Source organism: Ureibacillus xyleni, from assembly GCF_900217795.1.
GTDB lineage: Bacteria > Bacillota > Bacilli > Bacillales_A > Planococcaceae > Ureibacillus > Ureibacillus xyleni.
The window spans coordinates 95,763-122,000 of the sequence record NZ_OBMQ01000005.1 but is presented as its reverse complement, the minus strand read 5'-3'; the positions used below and the strand labels follow the sequence as shown (position 1 = coordinate 122,000).

Annotated in this window: 24 protein-coding genes and 2 riboswitches; of the genes, 14 read left to right on the top strand and 10 right to left on the bottom strand. The window is 34.2% G+C overall.

Annotated features, from left to right (window positions below; translation table 11 throughout):
* Nucleotides 1–75: 75 nt before the first annotated feature.
* From CRO00_RS09105 to CRO00_RS09095, 3 genes are all read left to right on the top strand, one after another.
* Nucleotides 76–1,302, top strand: a complete 1,227-nt coding sequence (locus CRO00_RS09105; RefSeq protein ID WP_097073381.1) for an ATP-grasp domain-containing protein — start codon at nucleotides 76–78, stop codon at nucleotides 1,300–1,302.
* A gap of 15 nt (nucleotides 1,303–1,317) precedes the next feature.
* Nucleotides 1,318–3,342: a hypothetical protein gene (locus CRO00_RS09100; RefSeq protein ID WP_237658368.1), complete on the top strand. Its 2,025-nt coding sequence runs from the start codon at nucleotides 1,318–1,320 to the stop codon at nucleotides 3,340–3,342.
* A 212-nt stretch (nucleotides 3,343–3,554) separates the two neighbouring features.
* Nucleotides 3,555–5,378: a hypothetical protein gene (locus CRO00_RS09095; protein WP_097073380.1), complete on the top strand. Its 1,824-nt coding sequence runs from the start codon at nucleotides 3,555–3,557 to the stop codon at nucleotides 5,376–5,378.
* 39 nt (nucleotides 5,379–5,417) lie between these two features.
* On the opposite strand, the gene sfsA is transcribed toward CRO00_RS09095, so the two are convergent.
* On the bottom strand, nucleotides 5,418–6,113 hold the full coding sequence (gene sfsA, locus CRO00_RS09090) for a DNA/RNA nuclease SfsA (RefSeq protein ID WP_097073379.1): 696 nt from the start codon (nucleotides 6,111–6,113) through the stop codon (nucleotides 5,418–5,420).
* Between the two features lie 125 nt (nucleotides 6,114–6,238).
* Between sfsA and CRO00_RS09085 the strand changes: the two genes are divergently transcribed.
* Both CRO00_RS09085 and CRO00_RS09080 read left to right on the top strand, forming a co-directional pair.
* Nucleotides 6,239–6,952, top strand: a complete 714-nt coding sequence (locus CRO00_RS09085) for a pirin family protein (RefSeq protein WP_097073378.1) — start codon at nucleotides 6,239–6,241, stop codon at nucleotides 6,950–6,952.
* On the top strand, nucleotides 6,953–7,228 hold the full coding sequence (locus CRO00_RS09080) for a hypothetical protein (protein WP_097073377.1): 276 nt from the start codon (nucleotides 6,953–6,955) through the stop codon (nucleotides 7,226–7,228).
* 49 nt (nucleotides 7,229–7,277) lie between these two features.
* Here the strand turns inward: CRO00_RS09080 and CRO00_RS09075 are convergent, their stop codons facing one another.
* The 3 genes from CRO00_RS09075 to CRO00_RS09065 form a co-directional block, all read right to left on the bottom strand.
* Nucleotides 7,278–7,817 (bottom strand): VUT family protein, encoded by a 540-nt coding sequence (locus CRO00_RS09075; RefSeq protein WP_097073376.1) that lies wholly within the window; start codon nucleotides 7,815–7,817, stop codon nucleotides 7,278–7,280.
* A gap of 6 nt (nucleotides 7,818–7,823) precedes the next feature.
* A riboswitch (PreQ1 riboswitch) is annotated at nucleotides 7,824–7,868 on the bottom strand.
* A gap of 16 nt (nucleotides 7,869–7,884) precedes the next feature.
* Nucleotides 7,885–8,385, bottom strand: a complete 501-nt coding sequence (gene queF / locus CRO00_RS09070) for a preQ(1) synthase (protein ID WP_097073375.1) — start codon at nucleotides 8,383–8,385, stop codon at nucleotides 7,885–7,887.
* Between the two features lie 120 nt (nucleotides 8,386–8,505).
* A riboswitch (PreQ1 riboswitch) is annotated at nucleotides 8,506–8,553 on the bottom strand.
* Nucleotides 8,554–8,717: 164 nt separating this feature from the next.
* Nucleotides 8,718–10,244, bottom strand: coding sequence for a malate:quinone oxidoreductase (locus CRO00_RS09065; protein WP_097073374.1), 1,527 nt, complete (start codon nucleotides 10,242–10,244; stop codon nucleotides 8,718–8,720).
* Nucleotides 10,245–10,812: 568 nt separating this feature from the next.
* Between CRO00_RS09065 and CRO00_RS09060 the strand changes: the two genes are divergently transcribed.
* From CRO00_RS09060 to CRO00_RS09050, 3 genes are all read left to right on the top strand, one after another.
* Entirely contained in the window at nucleotides 10,813–12,024 is a 1,212-nt protein-coding gene (locus CRO00_RS09060) for a sensor histidine kinase (protein WP_161946651.1), read from the top strand.
* The gene (locus CRO00_RS09055; RefSeq protein ID WP_097073372.1) at nucleotides 11,996–12,631 is read left to right on the top strand and encodes a response regulator; all 636 of its coding nucleotides are present in this window, start codon (nucleotides 11,996–11,998) and stop codon (nucleotides 12,629–12,631) included. The genes CRO00_RS09060 and CRO00_RS09055 overlap by 29 nt, the downstream gene beginning before the upstream one ends.
* 96 nt (nucleotides 12,632–12,727) lie before the next feature.
* Nucleotides 12,728–13,828: an alpha/beta fold hydrolase gene (locus CRO00_RS09050; RefSeq protein ID WP_097073371.1), complete on the top strand. Its 1,101-nt coding sequence runs from the start codon at nucleotides 12,728–12,730 to the stop codon at nucleotides 13,826–13,828.
* A gap of 102 nt (nucleotides 13,829–13,930) precedes the next feature.
* Here the strand turns inward: CRO00_RS09050 and CRO00_RS09045 are convergent, their stop codons facing one another.
* Nucleotides 13,931–14,656, bottom strand: a complete 726-nt coding sequence (locus CRO00_RS09045; RefSeq protein ID WP_097073370.1) for a CPBP family intramembrane glutamic endopeptidase — start codon at nucleotides 14,654–14,656, stop codon at nucleotides 13,931–13,933.
* Between the two features lie 267 nt (nucleotides 14,657–14,923).
* On the opposite strand from CRO00_RS09045, the gene CRO00_RS09040 reads away from it, so the two are divergent.
* The 3 genes from CRO00_RS09040 to CRO00_RS09030 all read left to right on the top strand — a co-directional run bounded on the left by CRO00_RS09040 (nucleotide 14,924) and on the right by CRO00_RS09030 (nucleotide 17,952).
* Nucleotides 14,924–15,979: an alpha/beta hydrolase gene (locus CRO00_RS09040; protein WP_097073369.1), complete on the top strand. Its 1,056-nt coding sequence runs from the start codon at nucleotides 14,924–14,926 to the stop codon at nucleotides 15,977–15,979.
* Between the two features lie 108 nt (nucleotides 15,980–16,087).
* Complete coding sequence (locus tag CRO00_RS09035; RefSeq protein ID WP_097073368.1) at nucleotides 16,088–16,942, top strand: CPBP family intramembrane glutamic endopeptidase; 855 nt, start codon at nucleotides 16,088–16,090, stop codon at nucleotides 16,940–16,942.
* A 2-nt stretch (nucleotides 16,943–16,944) separates the two neighbouring features.
* Complete coding sequence (locus CRO00_RS09030) at nucleotides 16,945–17,952, top strand: alpha/beta hydrolase (RefSeq protein WP_237658367.1); 1,008 nt, start codon at nucleotides 16,945–16,947, stop codon at nucleotides 17,950–17,952.
* Between the two features lie 50 nt (nucleotides 17,953–18,002).
* Here the strand turns inward: CRO00_RS09030 and CRO00_RS09025 are convergent, their stop codons facing one another.
* The 3 genes from CRO00_RS09025 to CRO00_RS09015 all read right to left on the bottom strand — a co-directional run bounded on the left by CRO00_RS09025 (nucleotide 18,003) and on the right by CRO00_RS09015 (nucleotide 21,320).
* Nucleotides 18,003–18,281 carry a hypothetical protein gene (locus CRO00_RS09025; RefSeq protein ID WP_097073366.1) on the bottom strand — a complete coding sequence of 93 codons (279 nt, stop codon included), beginning with the start codon at nucleotides 18,279–18,281 and terminating at the stop codon, nucleotides 18,003–18,005.
* A 202-nt stretch (nucleotides 18,282–18,483) separates the two neighbouring features.
* Nucleotides 18,484–19,107, bottom strand: coding sequence for an NUDIX hydrolase (locus tag CRO00_RS09020; protein WP_097073365.1), 624 nt, complete (start codon nucleotides 19,105–19,107; stop codon nucleotides 18,484–18,486).
* Nucleotides 19,108–19,268: 161 nt separating this feature from the next.
* Entirely contained in the window at nucleotides 19,269–21,320 is a 2,052-nt protein-coding gene (locus CRO00_RS09015; RefSeq protein WP_097073364.1) for a methyl-accepting chemotaxis protein, read from the bottom strand.
* A 246-nt stretch (nucleotides 21,321–21,566) separates the two neighbouring features.
* Here CRO00_RS09015 and CRO00_RS09010 point away from each other — a divergent pair, with 246 nt between their 5' ends.
* The 3 genes from CRO00_RS09010 (at nucleotide 21,567) to CRO00_RS09000 (ending at nucleotide 24,130) form a co-directional block, all read left to right on the top strand.
* Nucleotides 21,567–22,001: an Ohr family peroxiredoxin gene (locus CRO00_RS09010; protein ID WP_097073363.1), complete on the top strand. Its 435-nt coding sequence runs from the start codon at nucleotides 21,567–21,569 to the stop codon at nucleotides 21,999–22,001.
* Nucleotides 22,002–22,278: 277 nt separating this feature from the next.
* Nucleotides 22,279–23,799, top strand: a complete 1,521-nt coding sequence (gene exaC / locus CRO00_RS09005; RefSeq protein ID WP_097073362.1) for an acetaldehyde dehydrogenase ExaC — start codon at nucleotides 22,279–22,281, stop codon at nucleotides 23,797–23,799.
* A gap of 1 nt (nucleotide 23,800) precedes the next feature.
* A complete protein-coding gene (locus CRO00_RS09000; RefSeq protein ID WP_097073361.1) occupies nucleotides 23,801–24,130 on the top strand; it encodes a DUF779 domain-containing protein in 330 nt (109 codons plus the stop codon).
* Between the two features lie 40 nt (nucleotides 24,131–24,170).
* Here the strand turns inward: CRO00_RS09000 and CRO00_RS08995 are convergent, their stop codons facing one another.
* Nucleotides 24,171–25,007: a DMT family transporter gene (locus CRO00_RS08995; RefSeq protein ID WP_097073360.1), complete on the bottom strand. Its 837-nt coding sequence runs from the start codon at nucleotides 25,005–25,007 to the stop codon at nucleotides 24,171–24,173.
* 405 nt (nucleotides 25,008–25,412) lie between these two features.
* Nucleotides 25,413–26,138 (bottom strand): 3-ketoacyl-ACP reductase, encoded by a 726-nt coding sequence (locus tag CRO00_RS08990; RefSeq protein WP_097073359.1) that lies wholly within the window; start codon nucleotides 26,136–26,138, stop codon nucleotides 25,413–25,415.
* Nucleotides 26,139–26,238: the final 100 nt, after the last annotated feature.

Sequence of the window (26,238 nt, the reverse complement as noted above, 5' to 3'; positions counted from 1 at the left end):
TATTATCAGTAAAATAGTATTTGCAATGTTTTATTTGCTAATTTTTACAATACATTTCAAAAGGCAGGTTGAATTATGGAGATGAAACAAATTCACGAAAAAACAACAGCACTTTTAGGATGGAGTTTACAGGCGATAGAGGCGATCGATAAAATGAACCGCCCGTATGTCGTTGTTGGTCCTCCTGAATTTAAGCCTTTTGCTGATAAAAACGGGATACAATTTGTACCATGGCAATTCAATGTTCCAATTGAGCACTCAATGGAGCTTTATGAACAACTAAAAGATTTTAAAACAAAAGTTGCAGTTCCTATATATGAAGAGACAGTTGAATGGGCAGGTATGTTAAATTCATTACTTTGGGAAAATCCTAGAATCTTTAATAAATCCTTACTACTACGGGACAAATCTTTAATGAAACGAAGAGCCCACTTAGCTGGACTTCGTGTTGGAGTCTTTGAGGAAGCTTTCACTAAAGAAGATGTGGCACACTTCCTAAAACGAATGAATGAAGCTTTATTAAATATGGATGAGGAAAATTACGAGCCTATCCATGTAAAACCCTTTGATAAGGCTGGGACTGTTGGTCATCGAATGATTAAAAAGAGAGAAGATATTGAGGAAATAGACGATTCTGAATTCCCTCTCCTTATGGAAAGCCATTTAGAAGGTCAAGAATTTTCTTGTGAGGCATTTATTCATAACGGTAAAGTACACTTCCTAAACATTACGGAATACGTTAAACTTGGACATTCCAATTTTGTCCCTGCATCTCCTAGTCTTGAACAATGGAGACCACAAATTAGAGAACAAATTGAAAAACTTGTGAGTGCTTTTGAAGTAGAAAATGGAATCTTACACCCGGAATTCTTCATCACACCAGATGGAACAATTTATTTCGGTGAGGTAGCTGCACGTATTCCAGGCGGTCATATTTTTGAGCATATCGAAAGAGTTTATGGATTTAGTCCATATCAAGGGCAAATATTATGCTGCGATCCTGAAACAACGGAGGAAGAATTAAATGCCTTTTTCCCAGAAGAAGTTGTCTCTGCAAAAGGGCATTCCGGAAATTTGATGGTTTATCCAAAAGTAAAATCTATTTCAAAGCTCAATATCCCTGATGAACTGAAGGAACATCCGTATTTCTTAAAACACAATATGTTCATACCTACAACGGCGAAAGTAGCTGAACGAGTTGGATTTGGAAATCATTATGGATCAATTTACTTTTTCGGCGAAGATAGCACTGAGATGCGAAGCCTTTTAGAAGAATATGAAAAACATAATTTCTACTTATAAGGAGTGGTTCAAAGAATGAATACGGTAATAAAAGAAAGAAAGACAACTACTGCCCCTAAAAGAAAAGCAACTACTAGAAAAAAACCGATTGCAAATAAAATCAGCCCTTTAGAGGTGAAATTTGAATCGGCTCTTGATACATTAAATCAAGCAAAACCCTTTGCAAAAAGCTTATATCAAACGGATGTTTACCAATTAGCAAACGAGCTGGCATCCACTAGTGAAGGAATGTCAGTGCTCTTTAAATATGCTCATTTATTTGACCAAGCAGGTGTTTTCCTTGATGGAGATTGGGAAGACCCAACAAAATTACAACCTCCCTTTGTAGGAGGTTCACTTAGACTTAGAGGAATCTACTCAATTCTTGAACTTTTAAGCGAAATGAGAATGCTTGCAATTGCAAAAGGGACTTATCAACATGAAAGTTTAAGTCCAGAGCATGCAAGTTCATTCCTTAATGAAGTTTTAGCTCTAAATCTTGATTTACTCTTCCCTGAGGAACAAGAAACTGAACTAGAAGAACATCTAATAAGAGCTCAAAATTTATTTACCTACCTCCGACAAGAACTTTCATTTGAATCAGTGGCAGAGCAAATGGTTCAGGAAATAAATCGAATGACTGTCCAACGTCCTATTTTAACGAGGAGAATCATTGAGTTAATCGAAAATTCTAAGTTACTAATCAATGACGAGATTGATAGTAAAATTGTTGAGGAACTAGAAAAGTACTCTCGAGCTACAGATACTCCAACACCATTAAGTGAAGAAGCTGCTGGCCAAAGAGAATATAGATTGAAATTAGAACAAGCTTCAAAAGAAGAATTAATTAGTGAGGCAGAGCTATTTGCAGAATCAATGTACGAAACTGGTCTCGTTTCACCTTATCATGCAATACTCCTTCGTTTCTTAAATCGAAAGTATCAAGAAATTATTCCGAGTGCATTGCTTTTATCAGAAACAGGTGTGACAAGTTTTAACGAAAATAAAGAATTAATTCATGATATTATTCAGCTGTCTATTTACCCTGAAACAAAGCAAGCAATTTATGGTCTTTCTAAAATGCTAAATCGCGGAGTTCTCAAACTAGAGTCGCTAATTCCTGCAATACGACAGTTGTTTGAACTACCTATTCATGCAGAAGTGAAAATTGCGCTATCAAACTATGTAAATGGATTAAATGGCATTAGCATCAATGGTATATTAGTAGCTGGAGTAGTAAGTGTTCTTGGGCAGCCTTTAGGTATCGGGCAAGGGGTAAATCCAATTTGCCAATCTGCTAGAGCAATTTCTCTTTGGGCACAATATGATATTGATAAACTTTTTACATTGATTACAAGTGCAATCCGTGATAATAACATTGAAATGGCTTTTGAAGGAGAACTAATAAATTCGAGTCTTCTTCTTGATGGTGTTGCAACTCAAAACCTACAAGATTTAGACCCAGTTTCTATTCTTCTAGTTCCACACCTTGATAAAATTTATACCGAAATGATGAAACGTACTCTTCTTCGCGGTGAAGACGGCCATAAATGGGTTAACCGTGAATTTTATGGTGAATGGATTCCAAGTGGTTTTATTAATGTTATTGATCCACTTACATTAAATGTTACAAACTATTCTTCATTCGTAAAACTCTTCTATGCAACACATCATCCTGACTACAATGAAGGCTACAAAATGCTTTATCCAAATCCTGTAGGCATCTTCTTAACAAATGTACACGGAGAACTACTTGGTCTTCACGCTGTTTCTATCCAAAGAATCGAAAAAGATCAACATGGCGAGTGCCGAATTTACTTCTACAATCCGAATAATGATGGCACACAAAATTGGGGGCAAAATATTAAAGCAAGCGTGTCTGGCTTTGGCGAGCTTGAAGGGGAGTCATCCTTACCGTTCCATGAATTTGTTTCAAGAATGTATGCATATCATTACAACCCATATGAACAAGGTGATGCTTATATCGTAGAAGAAACGATCGTTGAAAAAGTGGAAACTTTGGCAAGGGAAAGTTGGGGCAAAAATTATGAATGGGCATAATAAGATAGCTTCCTAAATCATACATTTTAATAAACAATTAGACAAAAGACCCGAAATTTTTTCGAGGTCTTTTTTATTCCTAAAGAGTTAAAACAATTTGAAATAGTATTTATTTCATGGTACATTAATCAAAATTTTAAATATTCTAAAATAAGAAGTTTTTAACCAACTTAGATTGCACTTTTGGAAATTGCTGAAAGGAGGACGAACAAATGGGACTTTACCTTTACTCATCAGAGAATTCATTTCAAAAAGCCTTTCAACAGCTATTGCTTGCACCGTTACTAAGTAAAAAGTTTTTTCAGCAAACCGTTTTTGACATTGCCTCAGATCTTTTGAAAGAACCAAATGGATTGGAAAAGATTTATCGGTACGCACATCTCTTTGATTCCTCTGGGTTGTTTATTGGAAAGCCATGGGAAGATGTGAAAAAACTAAATCCAACACTTGTTAGAGGAACTCTTCAAGCTGGAGGGACGACAGGGGTAGCAGAGATCTTAAGTGAACTGAGAATCCTTGCAATTGCTAGAGGGGAATATATACATCCAGAAATGACAGCCGGCGAAGCAACCGAGTTTTTAACGAAGGTTTTGGCTTTAAATATTGATTTATTGATTATGAAAGAAACGGAAGAAAACCGAGTAAAACAACTTTATAAAGACGAACAGGCGTCAGAAATATTAAGATTTATTTCTGAACATTGTTTTTCAGAAAGGGTATTTGAAAACCTCTACCAAGAAGTTGATAATCTCGCTGTGCAAAGACCCATTGTTACAGAGAAAATATTAAAACTGATTGCAAGTGCTAAAAAATTAGCTGGCGGACTAGAAGAAACAGACTCAAAACTGACTCGCTACGAAAAAGCTGTGTATTCACCAACAACAATGGCAACGAGCACTATAGAAAGTTATGAAAACAAACTAAAAACTTGTGATGATAATGCCTTAGTAAAGGAAGCACATCAGCTAAAATCCTCAATGTTGCAGACAGGTCTTGTTTCCCCTTATCATGTTGTTTTCTTGAAATTTGCCGCCAATGAAAAACAACATTTGCTTGAAAACTTGCTAACAATCGATAACAAATCACGGGACAATTTAAAGTCAAATCTCCCCATTATTTTATCGCTTATATCAACTTCGGTTACGATAGATACTCGAAGAAGCATTTATGGATTACTTTGTTTATTACAAAGGGATATATTTACTAATGAGTTTGTCTATGAGTTAGAACAATTAATGACGTCACCTATTCATGAAGATATTCTCGTTAGAACTAACAAATTACAGGAAATAAGAGGTAATGATTATTTAAAATCTCTAATCGTATCTGAAATGGTGAATATTTTAGGTACACCATTGGGCATCGGGCAAGGGTTTAATCCCACTTGCCAATCAACTAGAGCCATTAGTTATTGGTCACAAAAAGAACCGGTTATGTTGTTAAATATGATGAATAAATTTTTAAAGACAGGCAACTTTTCAATCGATTTTGAAGGGAAAACAATCTCATCTAATGCACTTTCACTAATTCCTTTAGAAGATGAAGACCATATTGATTTTATTTCTTATTTGGTTGTCCCACACCTTGATGCAATTTACTTTGAAATGTTAAAAGCTGCAGATGGACGTGGGCAAGATCCTCATAAGTGGATTAATCCAGCTTTCCATATGACGGGGATATGGTCAGGGTTTTCAGATATTTATAGCGATTTGAATTTCCTAGATAATTTTTATTATTATTATCACCCTACGAATAACCCGAGTGTCAACAAAGGATTACCACAACCGGTTGGCATCACAATTTATAATCGTTCAGGTCAAGTACTTGGCGCCCATGCAATACTTATCCAACGAGTTGAAAACGATCCAAAAGGGGTCACTCGTGTTTATTTTTATAATCCAAATAACGATAGTTTACAAATTTGGGGGAAATCTATTCGAACAAGTGTAACAGGAAATGGTGAACTACCTGGTGAATCTTCTCTTCCTTTTGAAGACTTTGTACAGTTTATTTATGCCTTTCATTTCCCGCAATAATGTATGTGCTTAGGGGGCTATTTCTAAATAGTCCCCCTTTTATTTCTGTGCAAAGTTCACTGGAATTGGCTCGTCCAAAAGTAATCCATCTTCCTCAACAATTGAATCATAGGCAATAATCTTCACCCCTTGTTGAGAGGCTTGTTGAAGCGCTTTTGCAAAGTTTGCATCCATTTCTTGATTCGGTACAAACTTTTTGCATCCTTGCATTTGAATAACAAATAAAATTATCCCTTTATACCCTTCTTGAACTGCTTGGCACATTTCGAGTACATGTTTTGTTCCCCTTAAAGTAGGTGCATCTGGAAAACTAGCTACCCCATCCTTTTCCAAAGTTACACCTTTCACCTCTAAAAATCCTCTTTCATTCCCCTTTTCATAATAGAAATCAAATCGTGAGTCTCCGAATGTTACCTCCTTTTTTAGTAAACTCACTTCTCCAATCTCTTTTATTTTCCCTTCCTTTAATGCCTCAAAGGTAGTTGCATTCGGTGCTTGAGAATCGATATTAATCCATTTGTTATTTTTATTGGCCGCAATAATTGAATACTTTGTCGTTCTTTTAGGGTTATCACTAGCTTCCAAAATTACAGCATTCTCAGGATAAAGAAGTTCTTTTAATCTTCCTGTATTTTTAACATGGACCCGTTCTATACTACCGTTAATAATTACCTCAGCAATAAATCGGTTAACTCTCTTAAGTAACCGACCTTGTACAATTTGTTTATATTTCATTTAGTAGCTCCTCAAAAAGTTTATGTATATTAGTATACACAACCAATTTCTATATTCTTGGTAATTATCTCTTATATATTGTATAATTATCTTGAATTCAAAATAAATGATAAAAGGTGATCATTGTGATTCAACATACTCCTTCTACTAAACGTTTTACTGCTGAAAATGATTGGCTAGTAAGTAATTTTAGTTTTTCATTTGGCCCTTATTACGATCCTGATAATACTAATTTTGGACCATTGCGTGTGTTAAATGACGACATTATTCAACCTGGAAAAGGGTTTGGCATTCACCCACATAGAGAAGCAGAAATCGTCTCCATCGTTTTAAAAGGGCAATTAAAGCATGAGGATAGTTTAAATAATGTCGGTATTCTTCAATTCGGGGATATTCAAAGGATGACAGCTGGAACTGGGGTACTTCATTCCGAATTTAATCCTACATCAGATGAGGAAACGCATATTTTACAATTATGGTTCATGCCGAATGAAAAACAATTAACTCCATCCTACGAAGATATTTCATTTGATCCTAAAAAATTAACGAATCAGTTATTGCCTATTGTATCAACTAATGGTGGAGATCATGTAGCACGTATTCATCAAGACTTGACGATGTATTTGTCTAAAGTAGATGCGGGAAAAGAGATTCAATTTGAACAACAAGTGGGACGGAAAATCTATCTTTTTGTTATTGAAGGCTCGTTTACGATTAATGAGGAAGTAACGTTAAATGAACGGGACGATGCACGTATAACAGAGTTACATGAAATCACATTACAAGCTAAACAAGATTCATTTATTCTTTTAATCGACCTTCCAGGGGGTGAAGAATAAATGTTATATGTACGTCATACGGTTGGCAGTAGACTTTTCTTTGAAACAAATGAATATCAAATTAAACCTGTAGACAATGAATGGGAAATCTCATTTTCAGCGGATAAAGAGTCTGCAAATAATTTATTGCAATTTCACGATGAATTAAATATTTTCCATGTTGAAGGGGAACATCAAAAAACTTGGTATTATTCTTCAGAGGGAATAGTTCATTTTGATAAGGGCAACAATACAATATCTATTTTTGCTGACCATAAAACCGTTTACCCAGTTTAAACAATTCACATGTAAAAAGGACCATCCACGGATGATCCTTTTTTCACTGCTATTCAGTAATGGCTTGTTTCCCATTTAATCCATAAATTTGACCTAAAAGAATAGCTCCAATCATCTGAATTATTGATTTCACTATAAATTGTCCTGCTATAGCAGCTGGTATTGCTTCCCAAGGTAACACACCTGCTCCAATTGGACTTAAACCAATGATTACGAATATTAACGAATCTAGAAATCCACCTATTATTCCACTATAGAACACACGCCACGCCATCGATAATTTTAGACGAGAATAGATTTCTGTATCAGCCGTTTCGGAAATTAAAAAGGAAATAGCTGAAGCAGCAACAATCATTAGTGTATCTCCCAACATAAATGAAACAATTGCGGATAAAACTAAAGCAGACAAAATGAACAAATATGTCTTTTTTCGACCATACTTGTTTTGTACAAGATCTCGAAAAATAAATGTTGCCCCAACTAGAAGAGTCCCCATTGGTACGATAAAGATGCCTAATTGCATCGGCGCAAATGCAGCAGTTATTACATTTGCAATGACTATTGATAATAAGTAAAATAAAATTCTCATGTTTTAATCTCCTTAGTTTTTTATAGAGGGTCAGCTAAGAACCTCTTTTTATAAGTTGAATTCTTTATTAACGGTTATCGATTTTTTCTGGATTAAGGTCATGATTCATTAAACGGTAATTTGCCATTTCCTCATATTTCGTTCCTGGTCTTCCGTAATTACACCATGGATCAATTGATATACCTCCGCGTGGTGTAAATTTCCCCCATACTTCAATATAACGACAATCTAATAATTTTATTAAATCGTTCATAATAATATTCACGCAATCCTCGTGGAAATCTCCGTGATTACGGAAACTGAATAAATAAAGTTTTAAAGATTTACTTTCTACGATTTTCTTATCAGGAATATAAGAAATATACATTGTTGCAAAGTCCGGCTGATTTGTTAATGGACATAAGCTAGTAAACTCGGGACAATTGAATTTAACGAAGTAGTCGCGATTTGAATGAAGATTGTCTACTGCCTCCAACACTTCAGGTGCATAGTTAAATGCATATTTTGTATTTTGATTTCCTAGTAATGTTAAGTCTTTTAATCCTTCTTCATGGCCTCTACCAGACATAAAAAAGCCTCCCTTAATGATGTTTCCCAACACTTGTAAGAGAGGCTTCAAATCATCTAATAAAAATATGAAAAAACATATAAAAAGCCACATCCATTATGGACATGGCGTAATAGACATGTTTCCATAGTTTTTTATAGAGGGTTTACAGCTATGAACCTCTCCCGTTCAAGTCCGGGCATTCTTTTACTCAAATAATAATATAGTAAATTATTATAAACGTCAAACAGCTTATCATTTTTTACTGAGAATTAACATTACATTTATAATTCTAGAGTATTATATAAAAAAGAACCCTTAACCAAGTTTCGATTAAAGGTTCTTAATTTACATTAAACTGTTTCTAATACTTTTTCTTCTTCTTTAGAAGTTTCTTGATCTTTGTCTAAACCAAGAGATTTCGCAGTTGAGTCAAGAAGCTCTTTGAAAAGTTTTGGATTTTCTACTAATGAAACACCATATGATGGGATCATTTGTTTAATTTTTGGTTCCCAGCTTTTCATTTCTTGAGGGAAACATTTTTTCATTACTTCAAGCATTACGTGAACAGCTGTAGAAGCTCCTGGTGACGCTCCTAGTAATGCTGCGATTGAACCGTCAGAAGCACTTACAACTTCAGTACCAAATTGTAGAGTTCCTTTTCCTGATTCAGTGTCTTTAATAACTTGTACACGTTGGCCAGCAATTACGATATCCCAATCCTCTGATTTAGCATTTGGAATAAACTCACGTAATTCTTCAATACGTTGCTCTTTTGAAAGCATCAGTTGTTGGATTAAATATTTTGTTAAAGACATTTCTTTAACACCTGCTGCTAACAACGTTGTAAGGTTATGCGGTTTGATTGATGCAAATAAATCCATATATGAACCAGTTTTTAAGAACTTAGGTGAGAATCCAGCAAATGGTCCGAATAGTAATGATTTTTTGTTATCAATATATCTAGTATCAAGGTGAGGAACTGACATTGGTGGAGCACCAACTGCAGCTTTACCGTAAACTTTTGCATGATGTTGTTCTACGATTTCTTGGTTTTTACATACTAGGAATAATCCACTTACAGGGAATCCACCAATATGTTTTCCTTCAGGGATACCAGATTTTTGTAGTAATTCTAAGCTTCCTCCACCAGCACCTAGGAAGACGAATTTCGCTTTATAATATTTCATTTTACAGCCATCAAGGTCGTGCACCGCAACTTCCCATTGGCCATCGTTTGTACGTTTTAAGCTATGAACACTATGTTTGTAGCTCACTTCAACTTCTTGTTGTGCTAAGTTGTCAATAAGCATACGTGTTAATGCACCGAAGTTTACATCCGTACCAGAGTCAATTTTTGTAGCTGCTAATGGCTCGTTGAATACGCGCTCTTTCATCATAAGTGGAAGCCATTCAGTTAATTTCTCTGGATCATCAGAGAATTCCATACCTTCGAATAAATGACTTTTTGACATTGCTTCAAAACGGTTTTTTAAGAATTTAACATTATCTTCCCCATGTACATAACTTAAATGAGGTAGTGGCATAATGAAATCTTGTGGATTGCGAATTAATCCTTTTTCAACAAGATATGCCCAGAATTGTCTAGAAAGTTGGAACTGTTCATTGATTTTAATAGCTTTGCTAATATCTACAGAGCCGTCTGGTTTCTCAACAGTATAGTTCAGCTCACATAATGCAGAGTGACCAGTACCTGCATTATTCCATTCGTTAGAGCTTTCCTCTCCAGCTTTTTCGAGCTTTTCAAACACTTTAATTTCCCATTCTGGTACTAATTCTTTCAGTAACGTTCCCAAAGTCGCACTCATAATCCCAGCACCGATTAAGATAACGTCTGTTTGTTCATGTCTGTTACTCATAATAACCTTCCTTATCTCCCCTATATTTGCAAAAAAGATGTAGGCGCTCTCCTTAGGTGTTTCAAAAGTCGACTGTCCTAGAACACACCTTTTCTGTATCTATTAAATCTTCAATTTAGTATAACACTAATATTTATAGATTGAAATATCTACTATTATATGATATTAGCTTTAAAATGCTAGTCAAAAGACACTTCATAAAAATACATTAAAAAAACAAGAAAATTAAAAGTAAGTTTCTTAACGTCAACTATTATACCATTAAAAATCTAAATTTTAAGCCATCATTATTTACACCTATATCCAAAGATATACAGGTAAGAGAAAATATCATACCTTTTACAGTATTGTTTAATTAAAAATGACAATTAATTTGTGACATAGTAATTCGAATATGTAGTATATCTCATTCCAATAAGGGCCATTTTCTGTTCAAATTTGATACATAAGACATGTTGGAGAAGAACTTTATATGCCAAAAAATATAGTCCATAAAACATATAATTCCTCAATATGGTTAATTTTGTTAAAATTAAATAAAAATTCAAATATGTTAAGGATGAATAATATGAATACAAGCAGAAGCTGGATATGGATAGATTATATTTTAGCTACAATACGCTTTATCTATTACGGTTGCGGAATTTTCTATTTTTTAAATAATCCTGATTTAATTGGTTCAAACAATTATTTCTTCTATTTATGGTTTGCATTATGTATCATCATCCCCCACCTCTTTTGGCGTCCTAGATATATTAACGATGTTTTATTCTCAATTACCGAATTTATGTTAGTTGGAAGTTTTCATCTATACTTTTTATTTTATTTACAAGAGCCAATCGGGATTTCTTTCTTATTTATGCCAGCATTGATAATCGGCTTTATTGGGCGGAGACGTACACTTATCTTTGGTCCCATTACATTACTTTTATTGTCTTGCTTTAATTATTACCAAGAGCCTGATTTTTATAAGATTATCAATTATACCCTTATTGTTTTTATGTTATTTACTTTCGGTTATATTTTTAATCATTTTCTTACAACTCAAAGTAAAATGAGACTCCTATTGGAAGAAAATCAAAGCAAAACTGCATTGATTCAATCTCAAAATAAAGTACTTGAACAATATTCTAAAAAAGTAGAAGAACTAACTTTAGCTGCAGAACGAAATCGTATAGCTGGTGAATTACATGATACGATTGGTCACACCTTTACCTCTGTTATTGTTGGTATGGATGCGGTCATGTACTTAATCGATATTTCACCGAATGATGCAAAAGAAAGGTTAACGATATTAAGAGAAGTTACAAAAAATGGGCTCACTCAAGTTCGGCAACAAATTCATAACATGGCCGAAGATGATCAGCTCTCAATCTCGAACAAACTAGAAAAATTAGCGAGAGAGTTTTCCGAATATACAAATACAGAAGTAACGATTGAATTATTAGGTACACAATATTCAGTAACAAGAGCAATAGAAATGACACTTAATCGTTGTTTACAAGAGGCCTTAACAAATGCCAAAAGACATGGTGAAGCAACAAACATAGCTATTAACCTCACTTTTCATCCAGAGTCAGTAATGCTCGAAATAAAAGATAATGGGAAAGGATTTGAAGAATTAAAAATTGGGTTTGGGTTACAGACAATGAAAGAACGTTTATCCCAATTAGGTGGGGATTTAATTATTCAATCAGAAAAAAATGTTGGTACAACCATCACCTGCATGATCCCTTCGAAAGGAGTTTATAATGAACAAAATAAAACTACTATTAGTTGATGACCAAGAATTAATTAGAGAAAGTTTAAAAATAGTATTGAGCATGGAAGAAGATTTGGATTTGGTGGGAGTAGCAAGTAATGGTGAAGAAGCTATCCTTCTATGTGAATCTCATCAGCCAGATGTTATTTTGATGGATATTAATATGCCTGTTATGAATGGAATTGAAGCAACCAAACAAATAAAGTCCAAATGGCCAAATATCCAAGTAATTATTTTAACAACATTTCAAGAGGTCGATTATGTTAAAACTGCCCTTAGTTACGGAGCAGAAGGGTATTTATTAAAAGCAATTCATCCAAAAGATCTTGCCTCTAGTATTCGACTTGTGTCCCGTGGTGAAATGCTTATCCCACAACAGTTAGCAAGGCAGCTACTTTCAAGCATTCCAAATGAAACAAAAGACGAATCGCTCTATCGAAAATTCGGATTGTCTGAACGGGAAGGGCAAATTTTACAATTGATAGCAAACGGATTAAGTAATAGGGCTATATCAGAGAGATTATTTTTGACAGAGGGAACAGTTAAAAACTATATTTCAAAAATATATGCAAAGTTAGAGGTTAGTGATCGCACTAGTGCGTTAAAGAAAATGCAAGAAGAGTGATGATTGGTTTTTTCCTTATCTTACATTAAATTGTTGCCATCATTTACCATCTACAAACGTTAATAGTAGTAAGAAAATACGAGGGGAAATCAAGGGATGGTTTTTACATTAAAGTTATTAAAAGTAGTCTGCATATTAGTATTGGTTTTAGTTGTCTTACTTCTTGCTATACGAGCAGTTAATCAGTATTTAATTGCAAAGGAAGGGAACAAGTTAGAAGCCAATGGTGGTTTAAGCGAATTAGTTGAACTCGAAGTGAATGGTACGAAACAATATTTATTATTAGAAGGCAAGAAGAAAGAAAAACCAATCATTTTGTTTTTACATGGCGGACCTGGTCAACCATTTCCCTTTGGAGTGAGTGCTCGAGGTGCTTTCCCACAAATAACAGAAGATTTTATTGCCGTCTATTATGATCAGAGGGGTTCTGGCAAAAGCTATCACAAGGATATTCCATTAGATAGCATGAACATTGAGCAATTTGTAAAAGATACAGATGTTATAGTTGATTATTTACTAGAAAGATTTGATAGAGAGAATGTCATCATTGCAGGTGTATCATGGGGGTCAATTATAGGAACGAAATATAGTCAAAGTTACCCTACGAAGGTTCATGCATATATTGGGATCTCCCAGTTTGTGAATGATGTAGAAAACCAAAAACGAGCGAAAGAATGGCTGACCGAAATTGCCTCTTCGGAAAAGAATGAAAAAATGCTAAATGATATGGAAAGCCTTGAGGAGCCTCCGTATTTTGACGAAAAAGACAAAATGCTTTCAAAATACATCTCCAAATATGGCGGAGACAATTATAGTGATCAATTTGTGGAGAAAGCAAGTATTTATGGATTGATTGCACCCTCCTTAATATCTCCAGATTATACTTTAATAGATTTATATAAAGCGATGATTTCCGGTGCAACTTTTAGTTTATTTAAAGCAAAAGACTTACAAAAAGAAATGAAACAATTGAACCTAGTAGAGGAAGTCCGTGAATTACAAGTGCCCGTTTATATTTTCCAAGGTAAGCATGATAAAATTACAAACTACGAGCTGACAAAGGAATACACAGAAAGTCTTATAGCACCCGCAGGAAAAGAAATTATTACTTTAGAACAATCTGCCCACTATCCAAATGGAAATGATCTTGAATTGATTTTTACAAAGTTAAAAGAGATATCTTTGAAAGAATTTTAAGTAGTATATAGCCAAAATAAAAGCGCAAGAATGCTGGTAAATCCACATTCTTGCGTTTTCATTTTCTACTTTTCCATTAATAATTACATTTTCGAATATACTTCAAAAGGGTGAAATTGATTTTAATAGCATAAAAAATCCAATTAAATTAAAGGTACAGTGAGCGATAATTGCGATATAAATATTCTTTTTTTTCCAAGCAATAAATGTTAATGGGATGAGCCCTAATATGACAGATCCATAAATATAAGGTTGCCAAAAATGATATAGACCAAATAAAACTGCATTGATAATTGGGGACCAAATACCTAGATGTTCATGCCTTGGTAATACGTAACCTCTAAAATAAAGCTCTTCTACAATAGGTCCTATTAAACTATTAAAAACAAGATTTAATATAAGTATTAATACTATAAAGATAGGTGAAAATGAAGAAATATCATCTTTGTTTAGAAACCACTCTGGCAGGATTTTGCTCCATAAGTTCTCTGTAAGAAATGCATCAATGGGAGAACCGATTGCAAAAAATATTAATATTAAAATGACTGTTAATAAACTATAAGAGATGATTTGAAAAAAGGACAACTTCTCTCTATATAGAATGACCCCCTTAAAAGACAACCTTCCATTCTGCCTTTTGGCTAACCTACAAAAGTGAATAATAAATGTGGGCAAAAACACAAATGGAATAGTAAGAAGCAATGCTAAGAGAACTGGATACCCTTGTGTGAAAAAATAACCTCCTAAAACAATATACCCTGCCGTCATGAAAACCCCCGGCATAAGGTAAAGATTTAAAATACTTTTTGTTGATAACTGCTCCTCCATAAACACAACTCCCTTTATTAAATAACTCTAATAAAGTTTATTGAATATAAGTCATCTCTCCTAGTTACTACGGTAATTCATTAAAACACTAGATGATAATTAATTTAGTAATATAACGCTTGTTATGAAAGGCAGTTTTACGTTTGATAAACAATTTTGAAACGCCTCGAGAATCTCTTTATGACTATTTTTATTACTCCCCTCACTCCATGTATATGACCTTCAAAGATTACACTAATTTTGAAAGGATGAGAAAGAGGGATACGAATGAGGATATTGGAATTATCTTATATATCTGCAATCACATTAATTGCAATTTCATTATTTATAATTCCTAAAGAGAATAAGAAGGTGATTTACAAGATATTTGTTTTTATCGTCGCTTTAGCTTTCATTCAAATTTTCTTTGAAGGCTTTCGGTGGCAAATGGTTCCTTCCTATCTTTTAGGTGTATTCATCATTTTCCTTATTTCTAAAAGGAACCTACTTATCAGAAAACGTTCGAGTCATTTCTACGTATCATTTTTAGTTTGTTGGATACCATTGTCCATTCTTCTCCCAATTCTTTTGCCAATTTTCCAACTACCAAAACCAACAGGAAATTTTGAAACAGGAGTTGTTCATGAGAGTTTAAGTGGTGAAACAATGAAAATTTGGTACCCCACATTAGCATCTGGAGAAGAAAAAGCATCGTATTTGTCTTTTAAAGAGATAAAGGATCTTTCCCCTTTTTTTCAATCCCATCTGGAAAAGGTGAAAGCAAATTCGGTATTTGGTACCCCCGTAGCAAGTAATAATGATGGCTTCCCAGTTATTATTCTTTCCCACGATTTAAGTGATTCTTATTTCACTGGCATTGGAGAAGAGCTAGCAAGCCATGGATTTATTGTTGTCGTAACCGAAAATCAAGATACAAAACAAATTGTTGAATACCTATCCTCATTGAATGGAAAATCTCCATTTCATTTAGATTTACAAAATATCGGGGTGATTGCTCATTCTATTGCCAACTATCCGACTCTGTTCCATAGAGCCAATATTAAATCAGGAGTTTCAATAAATTCCGACAAGAGCGGGAAACCTCTTCTTACATTTCACATGGGAAATCATGAAGAATATTTCGCAACGATTGACGGAGCTACCCACATGAATTTTACCGATGTTTATTTTTATAGTCCTTATCTATCTATAAGAGATAAAGTTAATCCGAAAAAGGAATTGAAATTAACGTCGAAGTTACTACTTCAATATTTTAAATCAACACTCACGAACGATATTTCAGAAACTTTCCTCGATGAACGGATAACAATCATTAGAAAGTAATAAGCAGTTGTAGTTTTTAATGACCTTATTGATGACTCCCCTCACTAACTTGCTGTGACTAAAAATAAATAATATGAGTGTAGAAATTAATTAACGGAGGTTTTACAAATGAACATTTCCAAAGTTATAGGGAAGATACTTCTTGGATTTGGCATTATGTTTGCAACTGCAATCATCCTTACGATTGTTTTTAACCCTTTCTACAAAGAAAGCAGTTATTTTACATCACAATTTGGTTTAATCATTGCTTCGATCACGATGTTTGTATGGTTTGAAAAGAATAACGAATGGTCTCTTGGGTTTGAGATGAACAAAATATTAAGATTTTTACTTTTTGGAGGATTAGTCGCTGCAATCATCCCAACATTTAGTGTAATAAGTATGCTATTAAACAATAGCATTTCACTTGAGTTACAAAGTTGGAGTTTATCAGCATTAACCTTTCAATGTTTTCTTTTCCTTGTTATCGCTTTCGGTGAGGAAACATTTTTCAGGGGCTATTTATATGGAATGCTTAATCAATCATTTAATAATACGGTAGCAATTATCACTAGCGCATTGTTATTTACAACTGTTCATCTCATGAATCCAGATGCATTTGCAAAACCTCTCGAATTCATCGTAATTGAACTACTTAATATTTTCTTATTAGGTGTATTGTTTGCACAAGTACGTTTTATGACGGGAAGTTTGTGGATGCCAATTAGCCTTCACTTTATGATCAACTTCATTCAATCTTCTGTTTTTGGCTTTTTAAATGGGGGCAAACAAGTAGAATCGCTTATGGAAATAACATTTATTAAAGAATCCATTTGGAATGGTGCAGGATTTGGCGTTGAGTCTAGTTTGATGCTTACTCCCATCTTAATTATTTCGATGATTTTAGTAAAAAAAGCACTCTCAAAAAATCCGAATAAAACTGTTTCACCTTTATCTAATCCAATAGAAAGTAGAGGTTTATAATGATGCAAAAAAAGAAGAAAGGGTTATTTAAAAAAATATTTATCAGTGTTGTTGGTTTGCTAGTTCTTTTATCAGTTGTTGGCTTTTCCTTTGAGGCAATTGCCGGTTATTACGGAGCAAAAAAATATCCTCCAGAAGGGAAACTTGTTGATGTCGGCGGTTTTAATCTTCACCTTCAACGCTATGGTGAAGGTGGCCCGACAATACTGTTCGAAGCAGGTAGCGGAGAGTCAAGCAACATTTGGTTAGACATACCTGAGGAACTTTCACAATATGGAACAGTTGTTACCTATGACCGTGCAGGCTACGGCTGGAGTGATAAGGCTGATACTGAAAGAACAGGCGAAAATATTGTGAACGAATTATACACAGCTTTAAAAAAGGAAAACATTGAAGGTCCTTACATTTTAGTGGGTCACTCTCTTGGTGGTATGTACATGAGATTATTTGCCCAAACCTATAAAGATGAGGTGGCTGGGATTGTATTGTTAGATTCGCGACATGAGGATTATTCAAATGAAACAAATCAATTATTAATCGATGCTGGAATTGACCCTATGACAATGGGGAACCCTTCAAAAAATACGCTAAGTTTAATGAAGCAAAGTGGTGTAATTAGACTTATGAAAGACTCCCTTTTGAAAGATATACCTGAGGAACACCGTGATTTATTTCTTAATATTGAGTTTCGTCCAAAATTCTTCCATGCACAAGAAGATGAACTTAGGAATATGGGAATGGTAGAAGATCTTATTCGTAATCAATCCCTTGGAGATATTCCATTAGTTATTGTGACACATGGGATTGCGATTGATGGAACAGCAATTGGGCTCTCTGAAAAGGATAGTAATAAAATGGAGGAAACCTGGCAACAGCAACAAAAACAAACCCTCGAGCTTTCAGAAGACAGCGAACTTATTATTGCAAAAAATAGCGGCCATGCAATTATGCATGATGAGCCAGAACTCGTGGTGGATGTAATAGTAGATGTGGTGAACAAAGTTAAATAATGAAAGGATGAAACGTTATTCTGTTTGATTAGAATAACGTTTCATTTTTATTATTTATCTTCCACTATATCCTGTACTCCCTCAATTTGCTGTCTTAATTGATCCAAATGTTCTATATTTTGTTCAACGATGTCCATATGCTCATTATGTTGTACTGCATTCATTTGTGCATTTTCTGCGTGTGAGATTGAATTAAATGCATGCTCTACCGCGATTTCTTCTGGATGTGACATTGCTTGCTTTACTGCGCGGTCTGCCTTTTGAACTGAGTTACTAAACAAAGTACTTGGGTGGTCTTGTTTCCAACTTTGATCCGTATGTTTCGCCATAAAAATCCCTTCCTCCTTTACTAAATTAGATAATGCATATCTAAAACATAGTATTGTAAAGAGGCACACAAAGTATGTATACATAGGATTTCGAAATAGTGGAAAACTATAATGACAAAAAACTTGGCAATACATAAACAGTGAAATTGATTTTTCGTCAATAAGTCCATGTTAACTTCATAATTATCTTGTCACTCTTAGGCTAGATGTCACAATTTTCTATTTGCCCAATGAAATGTTTTAATATCCTTGCAGTTAATCCCCAAATGGTATACTTCCCATAATCATAAAACCATTCTTCTACTGAACGACCTCTCCACTGATAGTTTTGTCCATTCATGATCTTATTAAAGGGAAAATCCGCTTCAGGAACAATTTCAACAGACACTAGATGCATATAAGGTTTATAATTTAAGAGCCATTTAACAGGGACCGTGAATACCTCTTCAACCTCTGCTTTATTGTAAGAAATCTGAGTATAATCGAGTGTTGCTACAAACGGATAGACGATAAATGAAGGGGAAGCAATATAGGGGCTTAAGTCTCCAATAACATTTATTGTGTTCAGGTCTACGCCTAGCTCCTCGTGGGTTTCTCGTAAAGCTGCATCCAATGGAGTAGGGTCTGTAGCATCTATTTTACCACCTGGAAAACTAATATCCCCTGGTTGTTTTCTCAAAGTAAATGCACGGACCTCAAAAAGAATATGCCATTCCCCATCTATTTCTACTAGCGGAATTAAAACTGCTGATTTAAAAGCGGTTTCTTCACCGATAAATTGGGATTTACTTTGATGAATTTGGTTTTTCAGTTGATCTAGGAACATATTCTCCCCCCCTATTTCTATTGTACGAAAAACGCTTATTTCATGCTTAGTCGATTCGTTTAATATAATTATTAATTTTAAACGAATTAATAATTTCAAGCTAGGGCTAACAACTAGAAGAAAAAACATACCCACCCGAAAAAAATCGAGTGGGTCGATAGTTAATATGCTATTACTTGCTCTAACTCTATTGTACTATTATTTACCTTTTCAAATAGTTGTCTTAATTTTTCTAACGTTTCCTCAACTTCAATAATCATCGAAAGTAGCTCTTCACTATTAGCTGCATTTCGTTCGATACTTTCATTTAAATGCGCGAAGACTTGTTGCACGTCTTTCTCATTCGTTGATAAACTAGCAAATTGTTTGTTTAAATTATTAATTTCTTGTGCTGTGTTTTTCGATTCATCAATTAAGTTTTCAATTTGAACTACAGCAGACTCCACATCTTGATGACTATCTTTAATAAAATCTGTCAGTTCAAAGTTGGCTTCATTTGTAGCACGAACATCTACTTGAATTTCATAAAGGATTTCCCCAATCTTTTCTGTTGCAGCCTTACTATCTTCGGCAAGCTTTTTAACTTCCCCTGCTACAACAGCAAAACCTTTACCAGCCTCTCCTGCTCTTGCGGCTTCGATTGATGCATTCAAAGCTAAAAGGTTCGTTTGTTCAGATATCCCTTGAATAACCGAAATAATACCACTAATTTCAGTTGAGTTATTTTGTAGTTTTTCGAGCCTTTGCTGGTTGGTGTTCGTTTCAAAGTCTATCTTTCGAATAAAGTCCGACATTTTTTTAAGACCTTCAATACTACTATTGGCATTGTTTGTTGTCTTAATTGAAGCGTCCATTAACTTACTATTAATAATACTAGCCTGATTTACGCCTTTACTCATCTTTAAAACGATGTCATTCCCTAATTCTACATTTTCCAATTGCTTTTGATTAATCACAGCCGAATCGTGAACTGCTTGGGAAAGTTGGCCGATATTTTCTAACATATGGATCATTTTGTCTTTAAAATCACTTTGTATATATGTTAAATTTTCCGTGCTTTTCTCAATTGTTTTAAACACATTTTTGCTTTCATCAATTACGTATTGTATCGATTCTTGAATTTTTTTCAGTTCTGTTTCATCTCTTGTACCTACAGAAATGGAATCTGCTTCAGTTCTCATATTTCTTAAAACCCCAGAGAATCTTTGTAATTTGTTAGAGAATTTCGTAATGATGAAAATTAAAAGACTAATGAACAACACTGTCACTACAATTACTGCAATGGCAATATTTGTACTAGATTTTGAAAACGCTCCTTGTGCCTCTATTAATGCATCATTTGCGGAAACAGAAGCAAGGAAATATGGGTTTGCGTCGATTTGAGAATTAATAACATAAATCGTTTTCCCATCAACTTTTATTGGATAATAAATTTCTGAAACTTGATCTTTATGTACATTTATAATTGGTTTGCCATTTTCGATGACCGCTTGAACGTTTTTATCTTCTATTTTGCTGCCTTTTTTCCACTTACTTTCATAATCACCATTTATATTTTCAGTTAATACTAGTCCAAATTCATCAACTAAATTAATACTTTGAATCGCACTATCTTGTTGAATAAACGTTGCAATGGATTGTTCAATTGCCTCAGCATTTAGAGCTGTTTCAATGATACCTTTTCCGTCTGCTCTAGGAATAGCAGTAAATTTGAAAATTTCTCCTGTTTCTTCTTTAATTTTTAAAAATGATGGTAAATAAGTAGATTCCCCTGTAAGAAGCATTTTATATCCATCCCATATATCAAATAGGTTTAGACCAATTGATGCTTCTTCTGTACTCGTTGTAAATATACCGTTTTCATCAGTCAAATAGATATCTGTCATACCTGTTTGTTGTTTTAACTTTTCCAAGTCATCTGTAGAAAGGTCGTTCGTAGAGTCCATATGCTGAATAAGATAAGCTGAATTTAGCATATTCTTATCAATTTCTTTCTCTACTGTTACGATATGATTCGATATCGAGCCTGTGAGCTGTTCTAATTGTTGGCTAACTAATTCTTTCGATTGTTGATCAATTTCATTGGTCAATTTTTGAGAACTATCTTTCATTTTTGAACTCTCAATGAATGAAAAAAGAATCGTACATGCAATAATAGCTGTCATTAATAACATTAATAGGATAACCAATTTTTTCTTCAACGACATTGACATTGTTTTTCACCTACTTTAGTTATTTTCAACTGTAAATATTATTATAAATATAGTATTTAATATAAAAATAATACCAAAATATTACATTAGTAGGAAGTACCATTTTTACCTACTTATCAATATTTATTTTTAGACTATTGTGCCATATATATTGAAATCCATTCTTGTGACTTTACTACATAAAAGATACATCTATTGGGAAAAGTAATGATGGTTATATACCATTAATTTAAGGAGTGATAGCTTATGTCTGAAATACTATATTCTACAACTGCAACGACTTACGGTGGTCTCGAAGGGAAAGTTCAATCATCTGATGGTGTTATTAATATGGCAACTGCAATACCAGGAAGCAACCGAGACGAGGAATTAGATCAAGTGACAAACCCTGAACAGTTATTTGCAGCTGCATATGCGACTTGCTTCGATAGTGCTTTACAAATCGTTGCGAATAAAGAAGGGATTGATTTTGAATCCCAAGTTACAGCAAATGTAACATTGCTAGAAGACGAACCAGATCAAGGGTATCGATTGGCAATTGAGTTACAAGTAAAGGGAAGTAATATTGATAAAAGTAAATTAGAGGAATTAGTCAATAAGGCAAACCAAATCTGGCCTTATGCCGAAGAAAAAAGAAGAAACATGGAGTTTACATTAGAAGTAGATACATTAACTAATTAATAGCACCTTCTAAAACGTTATTCACTTTTGTAGAATAACGTTTTTTATGTGATTAAAATTCTATTAATATAATACCTTAGAAAACTTTCACTCCAACTTAAAAATAAACGATGATACTTTTTTGATAATTTATAAAAAATACTAAATATTTTTACCAAGTGTAAACGCTTGCACTTTTTAAATTAAAAGAGCATTATAGATTCATAGTTATTTATGTCGAAAATATGACAACTAACTAATATATTAAAATACTAACAACATTGGAGGCACTAAACACATGATTTATGCAAATCCTAATACAGAAGGTGCTTTAGTTAATTTTAAAGAACAATATCAAAATTTCATCGGTGGAGAATGGGTTGCACCAGTTAAAGGTCAATACCTTGATGTAATTTCTCCAGTAACAGGGAAAGTATTTACTACAGTTCCTCGTTCTTCAGCAGAAGACGTTGAATTAGCACTTGATGCTGCACATGCTGCAAAAGATGCTTGGGGTAAAACAACTGTTGCTTACCGTGCACAAATTTTAAATAAAATTGCAGATCGTATTGAAGCAAACTTAGAAACAATTGCTGTTGCTGAAACTTGGGACAATGGTAAAGCTGTACGTGAAACATTAAATGCTGACATTCCATTAGTAGTAGATCACTTCCGTTACTTTGCAGGTGCTATTCGTGCCCAAGAAGGCGGTATTAGTGAAATCGACGGTGATACAGTAGCATATCACTTCAACGAACCACTGGGTGTTGTTGGACAAATTATTCCTTGGAACTTCCCATTACTAATGGCAGCCTGGAAAATTGCTCCAGCATTAGCTGCAGGTAACTGTATCGTGATGAAACCAGCAGAGCAAACGCCAGCTTCTATGTGTGTATTAATCGAGCTAATCCAAGATATTTTACCAAAAGGTGTATTTAACATCGTTCAAGGTACTGGTTTAGAAGTTGGGAAACCACTTGCAACAAACCCACGTATCGCAAAAATCGCCTTCACTGGTTCAACAGCTGTAGGTCGTTCAATTATGCAATATGCAACTGAAAACATTATTCCTGTAACATTAGAACTTGGTGGTAAATCACCAAACATCTTCTTCCCAGATGTAATGGATGCAGATGATGAATATTTAGATAAAGCAATTGAAGGTTTCGTATTATTCGCTCTAAACTCAGGCGAAATTTGTACTTGTCCTTCACGTGCATTAGTACATGAATCTATTTATGATAAATTCATGGAAAAAGTATTAGAACGCGTAAAAGCAATTAAAATTGGTAACCCATTAGACACAGAAACAATGATGGGTGCACAAGCTTCTAAACAACAATTAGATAAAATTCTTTCTTATATCGAAATCGGTAAAGAAGAAGGTGCTGAACTTCTAATCGGTGGTTACCAAAACAAATTAGAAGGTGACCAAGCTGAAGGTTACTATGTAGCACCAACTGTATTCAAAGGTACAAACAACATGCGTATCTTCCAAGAAGAAATCTTTGGTCCAGTACTATCTGTTACAACATTCAAAGATTTTGATGAAGCAATTGCCATCGCTAACGATACATTATACGGCTTAGGTGCAGGTGTATGGTCTCGTAATGGCGAAATTGCATACCGTGCAGGCCGCGCTATCCAAGCTGGCCGTGTTTGGACAAACACATATCACCAATACCCAGCACATGCTGCATTCGGTGGTTACAAACAATCTGGTATCGGTCGCGAAAACCACTTAATGATGCTTAGCCACTATCAACAAACAAAATGTATTTTAGTAGGCTACAATAAAGGATCAATGGGCTTCTTCTAATATGGAAAAAGTCATTGCGACAGAAAATGCTCTAAGCTTAATCAAACAATTGCAAGAACGTTTTGGAAAACTAATCTTTGTTCATTCAGAAGGTTGCTGTGACGGTACTTCACCTGTATGTATGACCGAGAGTGATTTTTATCTTGGTAGTCAAGATGAACAAATTGGGATGGTTTTAGACGTTCCATATTATATGCATCGTTCAAACCTTCCATATTGGGAGCATATGCAAATTGTAATTGATGTGGTTGATGGACTAGGCAATACATTTTCACTAGAAAGTTCTGAAAATAAATCTTTCATTATTCGCTCTAGAAAAATAGAGTTATAAAATAGAAAGCCACCTTTCATATGCGAAGGGTGGCTTTTTGCTAAATTTTAGTTAATACAATCCCAACTAGTGCGGTAACAATCCCTACGATTTGATACCCTTTAAGTGTTTCTTTAAATAGTAAACAACTACCTAGGACGACAACTAAACAACTTAAACTTACAATTGGAAAGACGATGCTAGCAATCCCTGTCTTTAGGGCGAAAAAATAGCTACTATAACCAACAACACTGATACAGCCAATAACAGTGCCTAATGTTAATTCACTGCGACGCCATTTTTCCCTTATGATGAAGCTATTTAAAAATAAATAGATAGCTCCACCACCATACATACAAACAAGTGTATTAACCGAATCAATATGTAAGTTAGAAGAAGTTTTCATCAGCACCCCAAGTATCCCAAAAGAAGCAATCGACAATAAAATACGGTATAGCCATGGTTTATAATCAATTTGCATATTGTGACTAGGTACATATTGAATGATTGCTGCAGAACCGAGCATTACAATAATACCCACCCATTGCAATAGTGTGATATGTTCATGAAAAATAAGTGCCGCGCTTAATAATGGAATAATTGTATTTGTACTTATTAGAGGAGAAGTAATGCTTGCTGGTCCTTTTTCAAAAGCCTTAGACATTTGAATATTCCCGTTTGCATTTAAAATTCCGATGGTCGCACCAAGAATAATTGTTAATCCATTAAACGGTGAAAACTCTACAATAATCCCATAAAAGAGCACGATTAAAAAGGCAATAAGGTAAAAGAAGAATTGCATATGTACTTTTGATAACCCTCTCCCTGAGGTAACTTTGAAAACCATATTCACTACTCCAAAACAAAACATTGTTAACATTGCTGCTACAATCCACATGAACAATCCTTCTCTCTAATTAATAGAGTTATTTTAATATAAATCTACTTTTTTACAAACGAATCCAACAATCGAAGTAAATAATTGTCATAAATAAGCGCATATATCCATAAGACAGTAAATAGATATAAAAAAGCCGGAGAAGTTTACTTAGCGTAAATTTTCTCTGGCTTTGATTTTGAGACTAGAATAAGTCCATTAAATAAGATTGTAAAGAATCCGGTAGTATTTGATAGAATAATCCTTGATATTTAATATCTAAAAATCCGGCAATAAGAATGATGATCACTATGGATAATAAAATCCACTTCTTTTTTAAATTCACTAGGTAATCCTCCAAGAAAAATTAATATAATTTATAGTTTATATGACTTTCCTTATTTAGGCTAACTAGTGAATATCTTTTTAAAACGGATTTGTTGCCACAAAGCTAGCTGTTTTCACATAAATACGTGGGTTTAATTTTAATTGGTTTACAATAAATTCTGCAATATCTTCAGGTTGCATTAGTTTAGATTCATCATTCTCTTTAATTAAATTTAAGTCAAGAGCTAAATCCGTTGCTACAGTACTTGGAGTTAAAGCAGAAACTCGAATATTATTTCGACGAACTTCTTGTGCTAATGATTCTGTGAACCCAATAACCCCGAATTTTGAAGCACTATAAGCACTTGAAGTAGCAGCTCCACTTAACCCACTTGTTGATGAGATATTAATGATATCCCCACCATTTTTCTCAATTAATTGTGGTAATACGGCATGAGTTACATAATAAGTACCCATTAAGTTTACATCAATGATCTTTTTCCATTCCTCAGGGTCCATATCTAAAACAGAAGCAAATGAGGCAATTCCCGCATTGTTAATTAAAATATCCGCAGTTCCTAAACTGTCTGTTAATGAGGCGATTGCAGTATCAACTTGCTCCTTCGAGGATACATCCGCTGTTGCATAGGCAACTTTGACACCTAAACCTTCAATCTCTGCAGCCACATCTTTTAAAGACGATTCTGTTCTTGCAACCAGTCCAATATTCACACCTTCTTTTGCTAAGTAGAGTGCTGTTACCTTACCAATTCCTCTTGCTGCACCTGTGATAAATGCCACTTTTCCTGCTAATGATTGTGCCATGTTCATATCTCCCTTCTAAAAGTCTTTATTTTCGCTCCCATTATACAGTTTTAATGATAATTTGGCATGAATTAGGATTTTCCATTGCTTCTCTATGAAT